At 58.0% G+C, this 18,634-nt stretch carries 19 protein-coding genes and 3 tRNA genes; 10 read left to right on the forward strand and 12 right to left on the reverse strand.

Features of this window, described 5'->3' with window-relative positions:
- The first annotated feature begins 104 nt into the window (after positions 1-104).
- Positions 105-178, forward strand: a tRNA-Cys gene (locus GUC32_RS09025).
- A gap of 10 nt (positions 179-188) precedes the next feature.
- Positions 189-274: transfer RNA gene (locus tag GUC32_RS09030), tRNA-Leu, on the forward strand.
- A 176-nt stretch (positions 275-450) separates the two neighbouring features.
- Here GUC32_RS09030 and GUC32_RS09035 read toward each other — a convergent pair.
- The gene (locus tag GUC32_RS09035; RefSeq protein ID WP_025302367.1) at positions 451-1,791 is read right to left on the reverse strand and encodes an anaerobic C4-dicarboxylate transporter; all 1,341 of its coding nucleotides are present in this window, start codon (positions 1,789-1,791) and stop codon (positions 451-453) included.
- 237 nt (positions 1,792-2,028) lie between these two features.
- Here GUC32_RS09035 and GUC32_RS09040 point away from each other — a divergent pair, with 237 nt between their 5' ends.
- From GUC32_RS09040 to GUC32_RS09050, 3 genes are all read left to right on the forward strand, one after another.
- Positions 2,029-2,481, forward strand: a complete 453-nt coding sequence (locus tag GUC32_RS09040; RefSeq protein ID WP_025302368.1) for a PaaI family thioesterase — start codon at positions 2,029-2,031, stop codon at positions 2,479-2,481.
- Positions 2,482-2,621: 140 nt separating this feature from the next.
- The gene (locus tag GUC32_RS09045) at positions 2,622-2,903 is read left to right on the forward strand and encodes a hypothetical protein (RefSeq protein WP_025302369.1); all 282 of its coding nucleotides are present in this window, start codon (positions 2,622-2,624) and stop codon (positions 2,901-2,903) included.
- On the forward strand, positions 2,869-3,420 hold the full coding sequence (locus GUC32_RS09050; RefSeq protein WP_025302370.1) for a hypothetical protein: 552 nt from the start codon (positions 2,869-2,871) through the stop codon (positions 3,418-3,420). The genes GUC32_RS09045 and GUC32_RS09050 overlap by 35 nt, the downstream gene beginning before the upstream one ends.
- A gap of 67 nt (positions 3,421-3,487) precedes the next feature.
- Here the strand turns inward: GUC32_RS09050 and GUC32_RS09055 are convergent, their stop codons facing one another.
- From GUC32_RS09055 to GUC32_RS09090, 8 genes are all read right to left on the reverse strand, one after another.
- A complete protein-coding gene (locus GUC32_RS09055) occupies positions 3,488-3,757 on the reverse strand; it encodes a hypothetical protein (RefSeq protein ID WP_025302371.1) in 270 nt (89 codons plus the stop codon).
- Between the two features lie 102 nt (positions 3,758-3,859).
- Entirely contained in the window at positions 3,860-3,988 is a 129-nt protein-coding gene (locus GUC32_RS09060) for a hypothetical protein (RefSeq protein WP_256376329.1), read from the reverse strand.
- A 169-nt stretch (positions 3,989-4,157) separates the two neighbouring features.
- Positions 4,158-5,786, reverse strand: coding sequence for a GMC family oxidoreductase (locus GUC32_RS09065; protein ID WP_025302373.1), 1,629 nt, complete (start codon positions 5,784-5,786; stop codon positions 4,158-4,160).
- Between the two features lie 110 nt (positions 5,787-5,896).
- Complete coding sequence (locus GUC32_RS09070) at positions 5,897-6,823, reverse strand: LysR family transcriptional regulator (protein WP_025302374.1); 927 nt, start codon at positions 6,821-6,823, stop codon at positions 5,897-5,899.
- Between the two features lie 99 nt (positions 6,824-6,922).
- On the reverse strand, positions 6,923-8,425 hold the full coding sequence (gene proP / locus GUC32_RS09075; RefSeq protein WP_025302375.1) for a glycine betaine/L-proline transporter ProP: 1,503 nt from the start codon (positions 8,423-8,425) through the stop codon (positions 6,923-6,925).
- Between the two features lie 414 nt (positions 8,426-8,839).
- Positions 8,840-10,207, reverse strand: coding sequence for a TolC family protein (locus GUC32_RS09080; protein WP_038629170.1), 1,368 nt, complete (start codon positions 10,205-10,207; stop codon positions 8,840-8,842).
- A 3-nt stretch (positions 10,208-10,210) separates the two neighbouring features.
- The gene (locus GUC32_RS09085; protein WP_369435689.1) at positions 10,211-12,148 is read right to left on the reverse strand and encodes a MacB family efflux pump subunit; all 1,938 of its coding nucleotides are present in this window, start codon (positions 12,146-12,148) and stop codon (positions 10,211-10,213) included.
- A complete protein-coding gene (locus tag GUC32_RS09090) occupies positions 12,145-13,350 on the reverse strand; it encodes an efflux RND transporter periplasmic adaptor subunit (protein WP_080271250.1) in 1,206 nt (401 codons plus the stop codon). The genes GUC32_RS09085 and GUC32_RS09090 overlap by 4 nt, the downstream gene beginning before the upstream one ends.
- A 216-nt stretch (positions 13,351-13,566) precedes the next feature.
- Between GUC32_RS09090 and cho the strand changes: the two genes are divergently transcribed.
- From cho to GUC32_RS09115, 5 genes are all read left to right on the forward strand, one after another.
- Positions 13,567-14,415 (forward strand): excinuclease Cho, encoded by an 849-nt coding sequence (cho, locus tag GUC32_RS09095; RefSeq protein ID WP_049208464.1) that lies wholly within the window; start codon positions 13,567-13,569, stop codon positions 14,413-14,415.
- A gap of 112 nt (positions 14,416-14,527) precedes the next feature.
- Positions 14,528-14,624, forward strand: a tRNA-OTHER gene (locus GUC32_RS09100).
- Positions 14,625-14,808: 184 nt separating this feature from the next.
- Positions 14,809-15,108: a sigma-S stabilization anti-adapter protein IraP gene (locus GUC32_RS09105; protein ID WP_025302380.1), complete on the forward strand. Its 300-nt coding sequence runs from the start codon at positions 14,809-14,811 to the stop codon at positions 15,106-15,108.
- A gap of 123 nt (positions 15,109-15,231) precedes the next feature.
- Positions 15,232-15,735, forward strand: a complete 504-nt coding sequence (locus GUC32_RS09110; RefSeq protein WP_043141770.1) for a YlaC family protein — start codon at positions 15,232-15,234, stop codon at positions 15,733-15,735.
- 69 nt (positions 15,736-15,804) lie between these two features.
- The gene (locus GUC32_RS09115; RefSeq protein WP_256376330.1) at positions 15,805-15,936 is read left to right on the forward strand and encodes a hypothetical protein; all 132 of its coding nucleotides are present in this window, start codon (positions 15,805-15,807) and stop codon (positions 15,934-15,936) included.
- Positions 15,937-15,998: 62 nt separating this feature from the next.
- Here the strand turns inward: GUC32_RS09115 and GUC32_RS09120 are convergent, their stop codons facing one another.
- From GUC32_RS09120 to GUC32_RS09130, 3 genes are all read right to left on the reverse strand, one after another.
- A complete protein-coding gene (locus GUC32_RS09120) occupies positions 15,999-16,127 on the reverse strand; it encodes a hypothetical protein (RefSeq protein WP_016928228.1) in 129 nt (42 codons plus the stop codon).
- Between the two features lie 248 nt (positions 16,128-16,375).
- Positions 16,376-18,097 carry a potassium/proton antiporter gene (locus GUC32_RS09125; protein ID WP_015377414.1) on the reverse strand — a complete coding sequence of 574 codons (1,722 nt, stop codon included), beginning with the start codon at positions 18,095-18,097 and terminating at the stop codon, positions 16,376-16,378.
- Between the two features lie 281 nt (positions 18,098-18,378).
- Positions 18,379-18,603 (reverse strand): hypothetical protein, encoded by a 225-nt coding sequence (locus GUC32_RS09130; RefSeq protein WP_033633376.1) that lies wholly within the window; start codon positions 18,601-18,603, stop codon positions 18,379-18,381.
- Positions 18,604-18,634: the final 31 nt, after the last annotated feature.

Genomic DNA, 18,634 nt, shown 5'->3' on the forward strand with positions numbered 1-18,634 from the left:
AAGAATCAGATGATTAGGATAAGCGATTTCAACATCGCCAACCAAAAGAACAAAACGAAGTGGGTGAATCACCGGCTTTGGCCTGAAAAGGCAAACAGAATAAAGGCGCGTTAACAAAGCGGTTATGTAGCGGATTGCAAATCCGTCCAGTCCGGTTCGACTCCGGAACGCGCCTCCAACTTTCCCGAGCCCGGGTGGTGAAATCGGTAGACACAAGGGATTTAAAATCCCTCGGCTTATGGCTGTGCGGGTTCAAGTCCCGCCCCGGGTACCAGGGAATAAAAATACCGAATAATCAAAGCAATAAGTAGTAATGTCGTAGACCGCCGAGAGGCGGTTTTTTTGTTTCTGGAATTCGTATTACACCTGCATTTTTCCTTTCTTATCATACCCATCCCCTTGGATTGTCATCCTGCTTGCAGGGAGCCCCGCAGGGCTCCGAAGTACAACTCATAAGAAACCGAACGCCGCGGCGAGGATCCAACCGAAGACGCAGGAGACGCTGACGCCGATCAGGCCGGGCAGAATAAAGCTGTGGTTGATCACGAAGCGGCCGATGCGGGTGGTGCCGGAGCGGTCGAACTGGATCGCCGCCAGATCGCTGGGGTAGGTTGGCAAAATATAGTAGCCATAGCAGGCCGGCGCCGAAGCGACGATATAGGCCGGGTTGACGCCGATTGCCAACGCCACCGGCACCAACGCCGCCAGTGCGGCGGCCTGCGAATTGACGAATTTCGACACCAGCAGCAGGATCAGCGCATAGGCCCAAGGGTACTCTTTCACCAGCACGCCCAGCGTGGCTTCTATCTGCGCCAGGTGCGCGCCGAACATGGTTTCCGCCATCCAGGCGACGCCATACACCGCCACGATGGCGATCATGCCGGAACGGAACACCTCGTTTTTAGAGATAGATGCCGGGTTGGTGCGGGTAATGATGACGATCAGCGCCCCGGCCATCAGCATACACATCTGGATCACCAGGACCATGGAGAGCGGCTTGCCACCGAAGCTGGGCCGCAGGTCGGAAAAGGCTCCCAGCACCGCCACCAGGGCGATAGTGGCGAGGAAAATCCACATGGCGATCCAGTTGCTGCGCGGTAATACCCGGTCCAGCAGGGTGGCGGCGTCGCCATAGACGTAGCGATGGTTCTCCGGCACCGAGATGAATTTCTGGAACTCGGGATCTTTGTCCAGGTCTTTGCCGCGGAACCAACTGAAGATGCCGATCGCCAGAATGCCGCACAGGGTGGAAGGTATGGTGATAGACAGCAGATCGAGGAATTCCAGATGGCGGCCATTGAAGGTGTAGCTACTGAGCATCGCCACCAGTGAAACGACCGCCACTGAGACTGGGCTGGCGATAATGCCCATCTGCGCGCCGATCGAGCTGGCCGCCATCGGCCGTTCCGGGCGGATGTTATTTTTGATCGCCACGTCATAGATGATTGGCAAGATGGTGTAGACCACATGGCCGGTGCCACACAGGATCGTGAGAATGCAGGTGACGAACGGTGCGATGATCGAGACATAACGCGGGTTGCGCCGCAGCATCCGCTCGGCGATCTGCAGCATGACGTCCAACCCGCCTGAGGCCTGCAGGGTGGCGGAGGCCGCCACCACCGCGATGATCACCAGCATCACGTCTACCGGCGGTTTGCCGGGCTGCAGGTGAAAGCCGAACACCAGGATCATCAAACCGATACCGCCCAGTAACCCCAGCGCAATGCCGCCCTTACGCGCCCCATACAGCAAGCATGCCAATATAACCGCTAATTGCAGAAAGAAATCCATGATAGATACGCCTTAATAATGTTGAACTTAACTGCGTTCAGTTTCCGGCGGCGTTTACAGCAGAAAGTTGTTTTAAATCTAAAGGCGCTAAAAAATTATGGTTATTAACTCTAAAGAGTGATGGCGGTCACGTTCAGAGAATCTGAAGAGCAGGCGGCTGACGACATCAGCACGAAAAAGCAAGTTAAGAGGTCAGACCTCTTCTATATAACCGGTTCACCACCAGAGGAGAGAGCAATGGATCCGACAAAAATGACGGGGTTGGCGTTATTACAGGCTGCGATGGCCGGCAAAATTCCACCGGCTTCAATCGCTGAAACGGTGCCCATGAAACCGGACGCGGTTGAAGAGGGGTATATCCGTATTGTGGCGCGAGCAGACGGGCGCCATCTGAATCCGTTGGGGGGCGTACATGGCGGTTTCGCCGCTACGGTATTGGACTCGGTGACCGGTTGCGCGGTGCACAGTACGCTGGGCGCAGGGATTGGTTATGGCACCGTCGATCTGCAGGTTAAAATGTTGCGCCCGGTGCCAAAGGAGAGTGATCTGATCGCCGAGGGGCGTCTGGTCTATGCGTCGAAAAATGTCGCTTTCGCCGAAGGCACGCTCAAAACGGCGGAAGGGAAGCTGCTGGCCTCGGCAACCGCCACGTGTTTTATCATTCGTCCTACCGATCAAGCCCCGCAATAACCTGCCTTTATCGGGCTTCGGGCTATCAACCCGGGGCCTGATGCATTTCTCTTCGGCTGCATACCTTGCTGCGCTACGATGACAGGCGCGATACGCCATTGTGGTCTAGTATTCTTGGGTAAAAATTTATCGGGGTGGTTATGCAGCCGTATAAAGAGGTTGAGTTTGATCATGAGCTTTGTCTGGCGATCGGCAAAGCCGTATTAGACGTGGTGGCGCAGGGGGAAGAAACCAGCGCTCCGGCGGTGATGAACGCGATTGAGCGCTCGGTGGAACAGGGGCTGAATGACGACGAAACCGCCATCGCCGACGACGCTCTGGATTTGATGGCTCGTCTCATCCACGGCTTCAGGTTCATTAATCTAGAGGGTGAAGAGGACAGTCCCCATGCATTGGTTGAATTTCAAGCGCTACAAGAGTGACGTTGCCAAACAGGCCGTGCCGCCGCATTTGAATGCGGCCGAATTTGCACGGCATTACGCCGATAAGCCGCAAACCGATACGGAAGAGTATCTTTCGCTCAGCGGGGAGATGTGCTGGGATGCGGTGGTGCTTTGTGCTCACCGTTCTGGCGCGCTCAGCAAGGCGAAATACAAGCAGTTGTGGCAGACGGTGTTCGATAAGCAATACAAACATTTCGTTAGCCCGGATGATACCGAGATCCGCACTATGGCCGATATGCTGCGCGCGCCGCAGGGATGTTTTATCGGCATATTCTCCCTGCGCGACGCGGCTGCGCCCCGTTTGCTGCATGCCATGATCGGTACCGGTGCGGGATTTGCCGCAGGCAATAAAAATCTTTGCATCGGCGTGGGGGGCGCGGTCGGCTGGGAAAATCTCAATCTGGCGCGCGATCTGCGCTGGCAGCCGGAAGGCGGTTTTTTACGCCAGGGTGATAACGAAGTGCTGCGCATTTTTTATCGGCCTTTCCCCGCCTGAGCTGGTCCGGATGCTTTTAGAGTAAAAAAACCGCCGTCTGGCGGTTTTTTGTTGGCGCGAATCCCCCTTATTTAAACCCGCCGTTGCGAATGAATTCAAGGCCGGCGGCGGTGATCCGCGTTTGATGCGGGTCGATATCATAGTTGTTCTCGTCGATGTCGCTCATCACATAGGCCTGTATCAACCCCTTGGTTTTGAGATAGGCGAAGGGATCGGCGAAGGCGTGCGGGCTGGTGGCGTCCTGCTTCCACAGTTCGTAGGTTTTCTCATCCAGCGTGCCGGGGTGATTGGCGGCCAGCCGGGTCAGGATTTGATTGTAGAACCCATAGTCGGTCATGATGCGGTCCTCTTTATCGCGTGCGACAGTCTCGGAAAATGACGTAACGTCTTTCAATCATAGCCGATGTTTGCTCGCTGCCTGCGTTATCGCGAACCCAGGTTATCCACGTTGGCTTTCGAACCAGTGAAACAGGCGCGAAATGGTGAGGCTGAGATCGCCGATGTTGAAGAGCGCGCCGAGCCATAGGGTTAGCATAACCAGGATGCCGATGATGACGGGAAGATCCATTTTGCCCATGAGAATGTTTTGCAGAGGTGACGGTGGCCACAAGGGTAACATCGTTTCCCGGCAGGATAAAATGTGCCGCCGTTATTTCGATTGTGCCGCTGCGGAATGGCGAAGGCCGGCCATCAGGATGACCGGCCGGGTTTCAACAGCCTATCTTGCCGCCAAACGGTCAGGCGTAGTGTCGGGCGATATGTTCGGCGGTGGCGATCGTCGTCACATTAGTGGCGACGGAGGGAACGTCGGGGAAGATGGATGCGTCGACGACCCGAAGCCCGTATACGCCGTGTACGCGGCCCTGAAGGTCGACGACCGCCTTCGGTTCGCCGGCATTTCCCATCGGCGCGGAAGAGGTCGGGTGATGATAGGTATCCAACGTCGCCGCCATCGAGGCAAGAATGGCCTCGTCGCTGTCTGCAGCGGGCGCAAGCTCGCTGTGGATAAGCGTAGACAGCGGAGCGGTTTGCCCTATTTTTCGCGCCAGTTTAACCCCCTCCAGCAAGCGAACGCGGTCGCTCTCTTGCGCCAGGAAGTTAAGGTCAATGTGAGGGGCTGCCGCTGGATCGCGGCTTTCCAGCCAGACTCGTCCGGTGGATTGTGGCCGAGTCAGCGCCACCGCCAAGACAAAACCGACGCCGGTAGGGCTTTGGTCATGAGGAAACAGATGCGTCGCGGTAATGTGCAGATCGAGCTCTCCCGGTTCCGCCTGGCTGCTGTGGGTCCACAGCTTGGCACCGATAACCGGCGATTGGCTGCCGATGACATCGGGGCGGGCGGCGTAGGCATTGTAATAAAAGGGGTGATCGACCAGGTTTTCGCCGACGGGGAGATCGGCGACGACGGGGATCCCCAGACGCTTCGACTGTTGCGCAGGCGCGATGCCGGATCGCATCAAAACGGCGGCGCTACCGTAGGTTCCCGCGCTCAGGATCACTTCAGCGGCATGGATTTCTTCGCCGCTGGCCAGGCGGACGCCGATCGCGTGCTGCCCGTCAAATATCACGCGGTCGACCAGCGTATCTGCACGGAGGGTAAGATTGTCTCTGGCGCGGGTTTTCTCATCCAGATAGGCCATGCCGGTGTTAACGCGTACGCCGTTGACGATATTCATCGGGTAGGGGCCGACGCCATTGGCTGAAGGGCCATCAAAATCGTCAATCGCGTCATAGCCGTTGGCGCGCGTGGCGGCGACGAAAGCGCGTTGCATTGGCGTGATGTCATCCAATGTGAGTTGCACGACGGGAAAAGGGCCGCTATCGCCATGGATTGCGCGGTCGTGCAGGCCATGACGAGTCTCCAGTTTTTTGAAGGCGGGCAGCAGGTCCTGATAGCCCCATCCCGGCAGATCCCAGCGGTTGAAATCTTCCGGACGGGCGCGGATCGCCACGGCACCGTTGACGCCTGAACTGCCACCCAAGACTTTACCGCGGATAGCGCCGATCGCGTGGCTGACATAGCCGGGTTCTGTCCGGTATCCCCATTCGAACTCCGGGTTGCCATTGGCGCCGAGGACGTCGCTGTCCGCGATGAGGCGCGGATAATCGTAGGGCGCGTAACTGTGCCCGGCTTCTAACAGCAGGACCCGGCGCGCAGGGTTTTCGCTGAGGCGAGCCGCCATCACCGCGCCGGCGGAACCGCCGCCGACGATGACTACGTCGAAAGTAGGGGATGTCTCTCTGGTCCGTTGGGCCGGTTGTGATTGCGCCGATAATGCGGAAACCGATGTGGAAGCGCCGAGCGTGGCGGCGGCTGAAGCGACAAGCGTTTTTGATATCAGCTGACGGCGTGATAAGTCTTTCATGGCAGAGTCTCCAGAGCGGGCAGAAAGTGTGTGTTCTGCAGACTAAAACCCTGAAGCACAAGCAACAAGCAGGCGAAATTCGAACCTCGGGTTCGCGTTCTGCGAACCTTTCAGGTTGACGTCAGGAAAGAGGAGAGTGCGGTTTCCCAACTGGGCGTATGGCCAATGTGTTCACTCAGAAAGTCCACCAGCGCCTTGATCTTGGGGGATGCGCGTTTTGAACGGCGATAGACGGCGGAAATGTCGCCGCCGTCGGGTGAATAGGCGGCCAACACAATGCGCAGTTCCCCCGCGCGTATCGCGTCGGCGGCGATAAATGCGGGCAGGATGGCGAGGCCCAAACCGGCTTTAGCCGCCGCCAACAGGTGAAAAGCGTTATCGGTGCGCAGCCGTTTACCGATACGAAACGACCGGATTTCGCCCTCGATGGGGAGCTGCAGCATGCCGGTCGGTTCGCGCTGAATATACAGCAACCCCTGGTGCTGTTGCAGGTGTTGCGGGTGCATCGGCGTGCCTTTCTGGGCAAGATAGGCTGGGCTGGCGCAAATCAAATGGCGGTTGGCGCAGATGCGCTGCGCGATCAGGTCGGAATCCGCCAAGGGGCCGATACGGATGGCGACATCGAAATTCTCCTGATTCAGATTGGCCAGGCGATCGCTGTACTCCACGTCCAGATTGAGGCTCGGGTACTGTGCCATAAAGGTGGATAACAGCGGTGCCAGATAGCGGATGCTGAACGCCATCGGCGCGGTTAACCGCAGCGGGCCCTGCAGTTGGCCGTGCAGTGTTCGCACCGACTCTTCGGCATCACTCACTTCGCTTAATATAAGAACGGCGCGCTGATAGAACAGGTGGCCGGCGTCGGTCAGCCCAAGCGTTTTCCCGCGTTCGAACAGCACAGTCCCAAGGCGCGTCTCCAACTGCTGGATGCGTCTGCTGACCACCGACTTGGTGGTGCCCAAGCGGCGGGCGGCGGCGCTGATGTTGGCGGCCTCGACCACGGCGATATAGGTCGCCATCTCCTGAAACTGATTCATTCATCTCTCCTTCGGCATCCGCCGGGTCAAGTTACCACTCTCTGCACGCCAGGCAAAAAAAACCACCCGGATGGGTGGTTTTTTGCTTGTCAGAGCGAATCAGTCCAGTTTGGGGTGCTGGTCGATCAGGATCTGTTTTTTCTTTTCCAGTTCGGCGATCTGCGCGTTGATGTCCTCGACTTTCTGTTCGATGTTGTCGTAGGTTTCCTGCAGCAGCTCTTTTGCCTCGGAGCGGTCAGAGGCGGCCGGCGTCGCGCCGCGCAGCGGCTTGTTGGCGGTTTCTTTCATGTACAGACCGGTGATAAGACCGATCACCGCAACGACCATCAGGTAGTAGGCCGGCATGTACAGGTTGCCGGTCGCTTCCACCAGCCAGGCGGCAACGGTCGGCGTCGCACCGGCGATCAGTACCGAAATGTTGAACGAAATCGCCAGCGCGCTGTAACGGATGTGCGTCGGGAACATCGCCGGCAGGATGGAGGCCATCACCCCGGTGAAGGAGTTGAGCAGCACCGCCAGCACCAGCAGGCCGACGAAAATCAGGCCGATGACGTTGCTGTTGATCAGAATGAAGCACGGGATCGCCAACGCCAACAGGCCGATGCTGCCACCGATAATGAACGGCTTACGGCCGATGCGGTCACTGGTCAGGCCGATCACCGGCTGCACGAACAGCATGCCGATCATGATGGCGATGATGATCAGAACGCCGTGATCTTCCGAGTAGTGCAGGTTATGCGAGAGGTAGCTCGGCATATAAGTCAGCAGCATGTAATAGGTCACGTTGGTGGAAATCACGATACCGACACACACCAGCAAACTTTTCCAGTGTTTGGCCGCGATCTCTTTGAACGAGGTCTTTGGCGGATTTTCGATGGCGTTGCGATCCTCTTTCTCCATCTTGTCCACGTGCTGCTGGAACGCCGGGGTTTCTTCCAGCGCATGGCGCAGGTAGAGGCCGATCAGGCCGAGCGGCGCGGCGATGAAGAACGGGATACGCCAGCCCCAGTCGAGGAAGTTGGCTTCGCCGACGATGCTGGAGATCAGCACCACTACGCCTGCGCCCATCACAAAGCCGGCGATGGAGCCGAAGTCCAGCCAGCTACCCATAAAGCCGCGTTTGCGGTCCGGCGAGTATTCGGCGACGAAGATCGCCGCACCGGAATATTCACCGCCGACGGAGAAGCCCTGCGCCAGTTTGGCCAGCAGCAGCAGGATCGGGGCCCAGATGCCGATCGATGCATAGGACGGGATCAGGCCGATACAGAAGGTGCTGACCGCCATAATGATAATGGTGACCGAGAGAACCTTCTGGCGACCGAACTTATCGCCCATGGCACCAAAGAACAGACCGCCGAGTGGACGCACCAGGAAGGGCACGGAGAAGGTTGCCAGTGCGGCGATCATTTGCACGCCGGGAGAGGCGCCGGGGAAGAAGACCTGGCCAAGCGCATAGGCGACAAAGCCGTATACGCCGAAGTCGAACCACTCCATCGCGTTACCCAGGGCCGCCGCGGTGATCGCCTTCTTGAGTTTGCTGTCATCGATGATGGTGATGTCGTTAATGTGCATCGGTTTATGTCGTTTTTTTCTTAACTTCATATAATCATCCCTTAATGAATTATTCGTTGTTCGTGAAAGCGTAATCTCCGTTCACTGTTGTTTTCGAGTTATCAAATCGGCTAATCGAATCGCGGTTCAAGACGATTCATTATCCACATTTAAGTTGGGATGTGGATCACAAAATACCGTCGTTTATGCCGAGGTTATGTCATTTAGGTGACTAATTATTTTGCATCTATAGCTTAACGTTATATCTTGCGGCGATCAAATCCAGCAGTTTAACTTAAGTGTTTGCACCGATTTGGTGCGAGAATGGTCTAATAAATGTGCGATTTGACGATTTTTCGTCTAATTGGTCATGTTTTAAGTATAGAGAGTACGGGAGATAAAACAGGAAAAATTGATGTGTTTGCCGTCAAAAAAACGCCTGACCCACTGGCCAGGCAGTTTGGATTAAGGTACCGATGAACCGCCGAATTCGAGATAGATTTTCGCCAGATTCTGGTACTGCGCGAAGCGGTTTTCATCCACCGACAGTTCCGCCTGACGGCGTTGTTCCTGAGCATTCAGCCAGTCGGTAATGGTGACGGCGCCCTGTCGGTAACGCACCTCGTTCAGCCGTTCCGATTTACGCGCCAACGCTAATGAGGCGCGCAGCTGCGTCTCCTGCGCCAGCAGCTGCGTGCGCAGTGACAGCGCGTTGTTCACATCGCCCATCGCTTTGTACAGCGCCTGCTTGAAGGCCAGAACTTGCTGTTCATAATCGTTGCGGGCGATCTTGATCTCCACGCCCATTTGCCGCCACTGCAGGAACGGCAGCGTCAGGCCGGCGCCGAGGCTGCCCGTCGGGTTGCGCAGGAATTCCAGCAGCGCGCCGCTGCTGGCGCCCAGTGAACCGGTCAGGCTGAACGCAGGATAGTATTGCAGACGTTTTTCATCGACGTTGGCCAGGGCGGCGCGCAACCGCAGCTCTTGAGCGCTGAGATCCGGGCGACGGCTCAGGACGCTAGCGGGAATGCCGGTGTTGATCTGCGGCATCGCCGTCGTCGGCAGGCGCACGGGCGCGATGGTGGCCTGGCCTGATGGCGCGCCCAGCAGCACCGCCTGCTCGTTCAGCGCCTGTTGACGATCGTGTTGTAACGCCAGCAGGCTGCGTTCCTGCGCCAGCAAGTTTTGTTCCGCGTTCACTACGTCCAGCGCCGAGATGCTGCCGGCCTGATAACGGGCGTTGGCAAGCCGCAGCGTCGTTTTGGCATAGGCGATGCTCGCCTGGCTGACGCTGATTTGTTGATTGAGAAAACCGATGCGCCAGTAGTTGGTGGCGGCGTCGGCCAACAGTTTCAGGCGCGCCGCCTGCAGATCCTGCACGGAAGCCTGGCTGCTCCACTCGGCGGCGTCGCGCTGGCGCGCCAGCTTGCCCCACAGATCGACTTCATAGCTGGTGGTGAGCGACGCGTTGCTGGTTTTATTCCACGCGGAGGACTCGGACAGCGGGCGATTGATACCGCTGCCTAATGAGGCGCTGATGCCGGGCGCGGTGCTGATGCCGACGCGTTCCGCCTCGAGCTGCGCGCGGTAAACGCGCAGTACAGCGGCGGCCAGATCGTTATTGCTCGCCATCACCTGTTGCAGCCAGCGATCGAGCTCAGGATCGTGGAAATCGCGCCAGTCGAACGGCGTGGGCGCGGCGTTGTGGGCGTCGTGCTGCCAGCTCGTCGGATAGTTGACCTGCGGCGCCCGGTAGTCGCTTTTCAGGGCGTTGCCGCAGCCGGCGGTGAGCAAGGCGACGAGGCTTAGCGCCAGGGGAGATAAAATTTTCATGGGTTACTCGCTGGCCAATGAAACGACCGGATCCATCCTTGCCGCTTTACGGGCGGGGAGATAACCGAAGATCATGCCGATTAAAGTTGAACAGAAAAACGCCGTCGCGGCAGCTTGCCAGGAATAGATGGCGGTGAACATGCCGCCCGCCAGCGAGGTGAACAGTGACCCGGCGGCGAACGACAGCGCGATGCCCAATGCGCCGCCGATCAGACAGACCAGCACCGCCTCTATCATGAACTGTTGCATGATGTCGCTGCGTCGCGCGCCGACCGCCATGCGCACGCCGATTTCGTGGGTGCGTTCGGTCACCGAGACCAACATGATGTTCATCACCCCCAGGCTGCCGATCACCAGCGCGATTGATGCCACCATCAGGATCAGCAGGCTAAAAGTCATTGACGTGCGTTCGATGGACTTTCGGATTTTATCGAAGTTGTACAAACGGAAATCTTTTACGCTGTGGCGCTGGGTCAACAGCTGTGTGATAGCGGTGACGGCCGATTCGCTGGCGACATTGTCCTTTAGGCGAACGGTGATGCCGCTGAGCGTCGGTTTGCCTACCATGCGATACATGACAGTGCTGTAGGGCATCCATACAGTGATGCGATTGGGCGCGTAATTGCGATTGCTTTTAGCCACACCGATCACCCGGGCCGGCACCGAGCCGAGAAACACGATCTGGCCGAGCGGCTCGACGCCGAAATCGCCGAATAGCGCCTGGCGCGCATTGTCGTCGATGATCACTTCCTGCAGCGCATTACGATCGTCGCGGAAAGTCACGCCTTGTAACAGCTCGACGCCGTTAACGCGGAAATAGTCGCGCCCGACGCCGGTGATCGAGGCAGTGGCGGATTTGCTGCGAAAACGGATGCTGTCGGAGGCGTCTACTTCCGGGCTGACGCTGTCGACGAAGCTTTGCTGTGCCAGCGCGTCGGCATCGGCCGGCACCAGGGTGCGGATGCTGTCGATGGCGTCGTCGAAGAAATCGCGGCCCGGATAGATGCTTACCACATTCGTGCCGAGATCTTTGAGGTTTTCCAGCGTGCGCTGTTTGGCGCCTTCGCCCAGCGCCACTACCGTGACCACGGCGGCGATGCCGAAGATGATGCCGGTCATGGTCAGCGCGGTGCGCAGACGATGAGCGTTCATCGCCTTCAACGCCATGTGCAGCGATTCGCGAGTGCGGTCGATCAGGCGTTGCCAGCCGCTTTGCCGGCTGCGGTTCGGCGGCGGCAGCGATGTGCCGGGCGCCGACTTGCGGCCACTGTCAGCGATGATCTTGCCGTCTTGCAGTTCGATGACGCGCTGCGCATGTTGCGCCACTTTCATATCGTGGGTGACGATCACCACGGTGTGGCCGCGCTGATTCAGTTCGCTCAGGATCGCCAGCACTTCCTGGCCGGATTGGGTGTCCAGCGCGCCGGTCGGTTCGTCCGCCAGGATGATCTCACCGCCGTTGATCAGCGAACGGGCGATGCTGACGCGCTGCTGCTGGCCGCCGGAAAGCTGGCCGGGTTTGTGGTCTTCGCGTCCCTCAAGCCCCAACCGCGCCAGCAATTGCGCCGCCCGCTGCCGCCGCTGATCGCGCCGGGCGTTGGCGTAGATAGCCGGGATTTCGACATTGCCCAGCGCGCTGAGATCGGGCATCAGGTGGTAACGCTGGAAAATAAAGCCGATATGCTCGCGGCGCAGGCGGGCCAGTTCGTCCGGCGACAGGTGGGCGGCGTTCTGGCCGCTGATGTAGTAATCGCCGCGATCCGGCACGTCGAGGCAGCCCATGATGTTCATCAGCGTCGATTTGCCGGAACCGGAGGCGCCGATGATCGCCACCAGCTCGCCGGCGGCGATGGTCAGATCGATGTCTTTCAATACCGTCAGCGCCTGGCCGCCGTTGGTGTAGGTTCGGCTGATGCCTTTTAGTTCGATGATCGCGTTCACAGGAAGATGCCATCCTCAGCCGATTTGGCGGCGGGCTGCGACAGCACCACGGTTTCACCGGCTTTCAGGCCGCTGAGGATCTGAATGTCGACGTTGTTGGTGATGCCGGTGGTCACTTTGCGCGTTTCCAGCCGCTGGTCTTGGGTCAGCACCTGCACCTGCTGCTCTTGGCCATCGATTTTATGCACCGCCTGGATCGGCACCAGTAGGGTGTTCTTCGCGTCGCCGAGCAGCAAGGACACCTGCGCGGTCATGGCGATGCGCAGGCGGTTTTCCGGGTTGGGCACGTCCAGCAGCGCGTTGTAATAGACCGAGGCGTTCGAGGTGCCGGAGCCGGAAGCAGAGCTGGTCCCGGCGAGCGAGTCGTCTTTCATCACCGATTCCGGTGCCAGCTCGATGGTGCGTAGCGTGGCGTCGTACCGCTTATCCGGATCGGAGAAAATAGTGAAGTACGCCTTTTGTCCCGGCGAAATGCGGGTGATGTCGGCTTCGGAGATCTGCGCCTTGATGGTCATCATATCCAGCCGCGCCAGCTTGACGATGGTCGGTGCACTTTGGCTGGAGTTGACCGTTTGTCCCTGCTGCGTGACCACGGCGATAACAATGCCGTCCATCGGCGCAACCACGCGGGTATAGCCCAGATCGATTTTTTTCTTTTCGACTTCGATCTGCGATTGCACCAACTGCGCATTGAGCGCCTGCAGATCGGCGCGAGTGGTGGCGAGCGAGGCTTCGGCGGTCTCGAAGTCTTCCCGCGAACTGGCTTCGTCGTTCAGCATGCGGCGCTGGCGTTTAAAACGCGACTCCGCCTGTTTCAGCAAGGCCTGTTTGGCTAACATATTGGCTTTGACTACGTTCAGCGCTGCCTCGGCGTTGCGCAGATCGTTGCGCTGTTGCAGATCGTCGATGTCGGCGATCGGTTGCCCTTTGGTGACGCGATCGCCCAGCTTGACCTTCAGCGATTTGACTTCGCCGGAGACGCGGGCGCCGACGTTGACGCGTTCGATGGCATCCAGCCGCCCGGTGGCCAGCACAGCGTTTTCGATATCGCCCAGGCGGGCCGGCGCGGTAACGTAATCCTGCTGAGGCGGGCGTTGCCAAAAAATGGCCAGCGCGACGGCGACGGCGATGAAAACGATGGCGGCGATCAACGCCAGACGGCGGGAGGGGAGTTTCAGTGATGACATACCCAGGTTTTCCATAACGATAAAAGCGGCGGTTCCAGTCTGCCATCATGGCAGCGCCAGCTTGAACTGGCGCTAAACGTGAGGCGCTTTCCCGCTGGAAAGGGGATAGTAAAGGCTTTCCCGCTAAAGATCACGGCGAGTTATTATCCACCACGTGTGCAACCGGCTGCGTTGGGCGTTATACTGGGTAAAAAACCAGTATTCATTCATCAGCAGGATAACACCACCGCCATGATGCCAAACCGCCTCGAGCCAGAACTCGACATTTACCAATACCCGGAGCACCTGCGCGCCTGCTTGGCGCCGTTGCCCAAAGGGCCGGGCGTGTATGTGTTTCACGGTCAAAGCGAGAGCCTGCCGCTTTACATCGGTAAAAGCGTCAATATACGCAGCCGGGTGATGGCGCACTTCCGCGCGCAGGACGAGGCTAAAATGCTGCGCCAAACCCGGCGCATCAGCTTTATCGAGACCGCAGGCGAGTTGGGGGCATTGCTGCTGGAGGCGCAATTGATCAAACAGCAACAGCCGCTGTTCAACAAACGTCTGCGGCGTTCGAAACAGCTGTGCGCGCTGCGCTTGCAGGCAGATGCGGTGACGATTGCTCACGCCAAAGAGATCGACTTCGCCGTCACGCCCCACCTCTACGGGCTGTTTGCCAATCGCCACGCCGCGCTGGAAAAGCTGCGCGCCATCGCCGACGAGCATCGTTTATGTTACGGCAAGCTGGGGATCGACAAGCTGCCGGCAGGGCGAGCCTGTTTCCGCTACAGCCTGCGCAAGTGCGCGGGCGCCTGCTGTGGCGTGGAGTCGGCGCAGGAGCATGCGCTGCGGCTCGGCGCGGCGCTTGAGCAGTTACGCATCGCCTGTTGGCCGTTCGCCGGGCGCGTGGCGCTGGAGGAGCAGGGCGAGACGCTGCGTCAGTACCATGTGATCCACAATTGGTTTTATCTGGGCTCGGTCGGCGATCTGGCGCAGGCGGAGCGGCTACAGAGCGCGGCCAGCCATTTCGACAGCGATGGCTACAAGATTTTGTGCAAGCCGCTCATCGCTGGCGATTACCCGATTATTGAGCTGCCGTAAGGCCATCATGCTGGTGATAACCTAAGATTTATCCGTAAAGTCAGGGCATTATGCTAAAAAAGCTTGAATCCATAATGTTGTTATGGATAATGGCGCCCCGAAGCGAAGGAACGCGCTATTAACTCAGTTGGCAGAGTGATTGGTTTTATAATGGCTTGTTTTGGCTTGAAAATTGATAGACGCGGGTTCGAGTCCTGCATAGCGCGCCAGCTTTCTTCCTTCGTCTCATCGCGCTTACCGTAAAGCGCACCCGGGTTGATTTGCACTATCGGCTCCTCGTTGGGATTTTCGGGTGTGCTTTACCGTAACCGCTGGCTTTCCTTCCTCTTTCTCTTTCGATCCTTTGCTAAACTGTAATCAGGCAGGCTTGCTGCCCGGCAACAGGAGGTCGATATGTCTCACTCCGATCAACTGCAGGAACTCTTGCAACGCGTCGCCGCCCTCGAGGCGAGAGAGAAAGCGCTGACCGCCGCGTCCAACGCTTATCAGGCGATTATCACCACCATGTTAGGCAATATGGAGAAGACCGAACGTGATCGGATCATCGCGATGATCGATCAGGCCCATGAAATCGCCTACGCCCGCGCCATTCAGCGCAGCAACGAACCGCAAAAGCAGAAAATCAAGCAGGCCGACGATGTGGCCCAGCGCATGTTCATGTTTGCGCAAGGCAAGGCCGCTCAGCCGCGCTGAAGCCGAACTATAACAGTTGCCGTCATTAAGTTGGCTAACTGATCTACCCGGCAAAACTGTACTTGTGTTACTTTTAGCAGCGAGATTTGATGGCAATGCTGTTTCCAGCTTAAGGTTGTAACGATGGACGCGATTAAAAGCATCTTGGTTAAAGAGATTGAGCAGATCAATCGGCGCGAAGGGCGTGACGGCAAGCCGCGCTTCAACAGCGAATTCGCCCGTACTCACCGCTATTTGTGCCTTGCCATGTTCGCCGGTTACTTCGCGGTGATCGCCGTGATGTATCAGGTGCCGTACATGGGAGTGTATGCCTTCCTGGGCTTCACCGCCTTCGTGCTGTTCATGTTCGCCATGCTGCTGATCGAGATCCGGCCGGTGTACCGTTTCGAGGACATCGGGGTGCTGGATCTGCGGGTTTGCTACAATGGCGAATGGTACTTCACCCGCGCGCTGTCGCCTTATGCGGTGCAGCAATTGCTGGATGAGCCCTCCATCGGCGCCGCGCTGAAACAGAAGATGCGAGTCATCATCGGCAACAAGGGCGAAATCGACTTCTACGACGTGTACGATATGGCATACGGAAAAAAGCCGCAGGATGAGCCACCGCAGCTGGCGGCGGCAAACTGAAAGGTTTCCGGCCGGCGGCATGTCGATTATACTCAGCGTTTGAACATGAAGCAGAATAAGGACCAAGCGATGAGTGATGATATTTTCGATTTTGATATCGATGCCGAACTGGCGAAAGCCGAAGAAAAAGCGGCGCAGAAGGTAAAAGAGGTCCCTGAAATCCTCGAAGACGAAGCGGACTGCGAAGGTTGCAAGATCTGATCGCCTGACCCATAAAAAAAACCGCCGCGGCGGTTTTTTTTATGTCTGAGCGTCGCGTGGCATCAATCCAGCACGAATCCCCAGATCAGGAACGCCGCCACCAGAATCAGGCAAAGCGCGGACACCGTCACCAGTATTTTCCCCAGAATGTCTTTTTCTTGTTCCTGCTGCGTCACGTTAAAATTATCCAATTAAAAGTCTATGGACCAAACCGGCGATGCTGAGATCGGCTGCCGCTACACCCAGCGCCATGAGCATCATCACCGAAAGAAATCGAGTCTTGCCGTTCACACCCTTAATCCCTGTGGGCGCCGCTGTTAAGTTTTTATATCAAAGGGATATAATTCAGCGGCGCCGAATCGCATACATCGTGATAGTGATTAAGAACGTTCTTAAGGCCAGAAGTTCCCTCATCTGATAGCGCCGCTGTGCGGCAGCGTCAGTCGGTCACGATCCTGACGCCTATCTTGCTGACTTGATTGCCGTCCATTTCTGCAATGGTCCAGGTCAGGCCGTCCCACTCCACCTGGTCGCCGATCACCGGTTCGCCGCCGATCAGCTGAATGACGAACTGCCCCAGCGTCTGCTGCTCGTCCACGTCGTCTTGCAGGTTGAGGCCATAAACCTGTGAGATGTCGCTCAAACGGGCGTCGGATTGCAGGATAAAGTCGCCGAAGAAGCGCTCGTCGAGCGTCACTGCCGGTGCCTGGCTAAAGAGCTTGCCGAGGATCGGCAGGTCGTGCTCATGGCCGATGACGCACAAAATATCGTTCTCGCGCAGCCGGGTACTGCCGCTAGGGTGCAACAGCTCTTTGCCGCGGAACAGGGCGGCGATGCGGGTATTAGGCGGCATTTTCAGTTCACGCAGCGCAGCACCGACGCACCAGTTTTCCGCCGAAAGCTGATAAACGAATTGTTCCCACTGGTTTTCCGGGTGTACGTCCAGCCCAACGCGGGAGATCGGCGTCAGCGCCGGCGGCACGATCACCTTGGCCTTTTTGGCGGCGAATGACAGCGTGGTGCCTTGCAGTAGCAGGGAAACCAGCACCACGAAGAACGCCACGTTAAAGAACAGTTGGGCGTTGGGCAGCCCGGCCATCATCGGGAACACCGCCAGGATCACCGGCACCGCGCCGCGCAGGCCAACCCAGGAAATAAAGCCGCGTTCGCGCAGGGTAAAGCTGCGGAACGGCAGCAAACCGATAAACACCGACAGCGGGCGCGCGAACAGGATCATCCACAGCGACAGCAGCAGGGCAGGGATGGCGATCGGCAGCAGCTCATGCGGGTTGAGCAGCAGGCCGAGTACCAGGAACATGCCGATCTGGCTGAGCCAGGCCAGGCCATCGAAGGTTTGCACGATGCCGTGACGGTTGCGGATTGGACGGTTGCCCAGCAGCAGACCGCACAGGTACACCGCCAGAATGCCGCTGCCGTCCAGCGCGGTAGTCAGCGCGAAAATAAGAATGCCGCCGCTCACCGCCAGCAGCGGGTAGAGACCGTCCGCCAGCTTGATGTGGTTGATCAGCGTCAGCAGCAGCCAGCCGCCGCCGAGACCGAAGACGATGCCCATGCCGAACTGCTGCATCAGATGCAGCGGGAAGGTCCAGCTTAGCGCGGTTTCCCCGGCGGCGATCATCGCAATCAGCGTGATGGTGAGAAATACCGCCATCGGATCGTTGCTGCCGGATTCGATCTCCAGCGTAGCGCTGACGCGTTCGTTCAACCCTTTGCCGCCCAGCAACGAGAAGACTGCGGCGGCGTCGGTGGAACCGATGATGGCACCGATCAGCAAGCCCTGCAGCAGATCGAGGTTGAACAGCCAGGCGGCGGCCATGCCGGTTAGGCCGGCGGTGATCACCACGCCGACGGTGGCGAGAGACAGTGCTGGCCACAGTGCCACGCGGAACGAACTGACCCGGGTGCGCATGCCGCCGTCGAGCAGGATCACCGCCAACGCGAGGTTACTGACCAGATAAGCGACCGGGTAATTGCTGAAGACGATGCCGCCGGGGCCGTCGACGCCGGCCAGCATGCCGATCGCCAGGAAGATCACCAGGATCGGAATGCCGAGTCGGGAAGAAAATGAGCTGAGCAGAATGCTTGCCCCCACCAGCACGGCACCGATGACGAACAAGCTGTTAATGGTGCTGGCATCCAAAATTTCGCTCTCCTGAGGCTGGGGATAGGGGGCACTGCGCGTGTGCCGATGATAACGTGTTTAGTGGGTAAAACGCCAAGGCTGATTGTGAAAACAATCGATCAATTATTGCCCTTTGGTACGATTAAACTAAGAAAGTGAGGAGAAGAGGGGAAATTCTGCCTTTTATCCAACATTATCAGGCTGCTGTATTTTTGCTGTGGCAACAATGATCGAGCGGCTCGGAGGAAAAACCATTAAGCCCGCGCAGGCAGGCTTAATGGTTTGCAGGCGCGGTAGGGTTAGTGGTCGAGCGATTCCAGCGCCCGTTTGATCAGCTCGGTGGCCAGCTTGCTTTCTGCTTCAGAAATGCCGTCGAGATTAAAGTTGGAGAGCTCAGCGACCAAAACGCTGCGTTCTTTGCCGCTGATTGAGGCGTCCAGCGCGGACAGCAGCCTGCCGAGGATCTTCAGCAGGGTAGCGTTTTCCGCTACGGCTTCCTGAGCCGGGGTGTTCTTATCGGTCATTCAAAATCCTCTCTGTCGTGACGGAAGGGAG

The sequence above is a fragment of the Serratia sp. NGAS9 genome, from assembly GCF_009905295.1.
GTDB lineage: Bacteria > Pseudomonadota > Gammaproteobacteria > Enterobacterales > Enterobacteriaceae > Serratia > Serratia bockelmannii.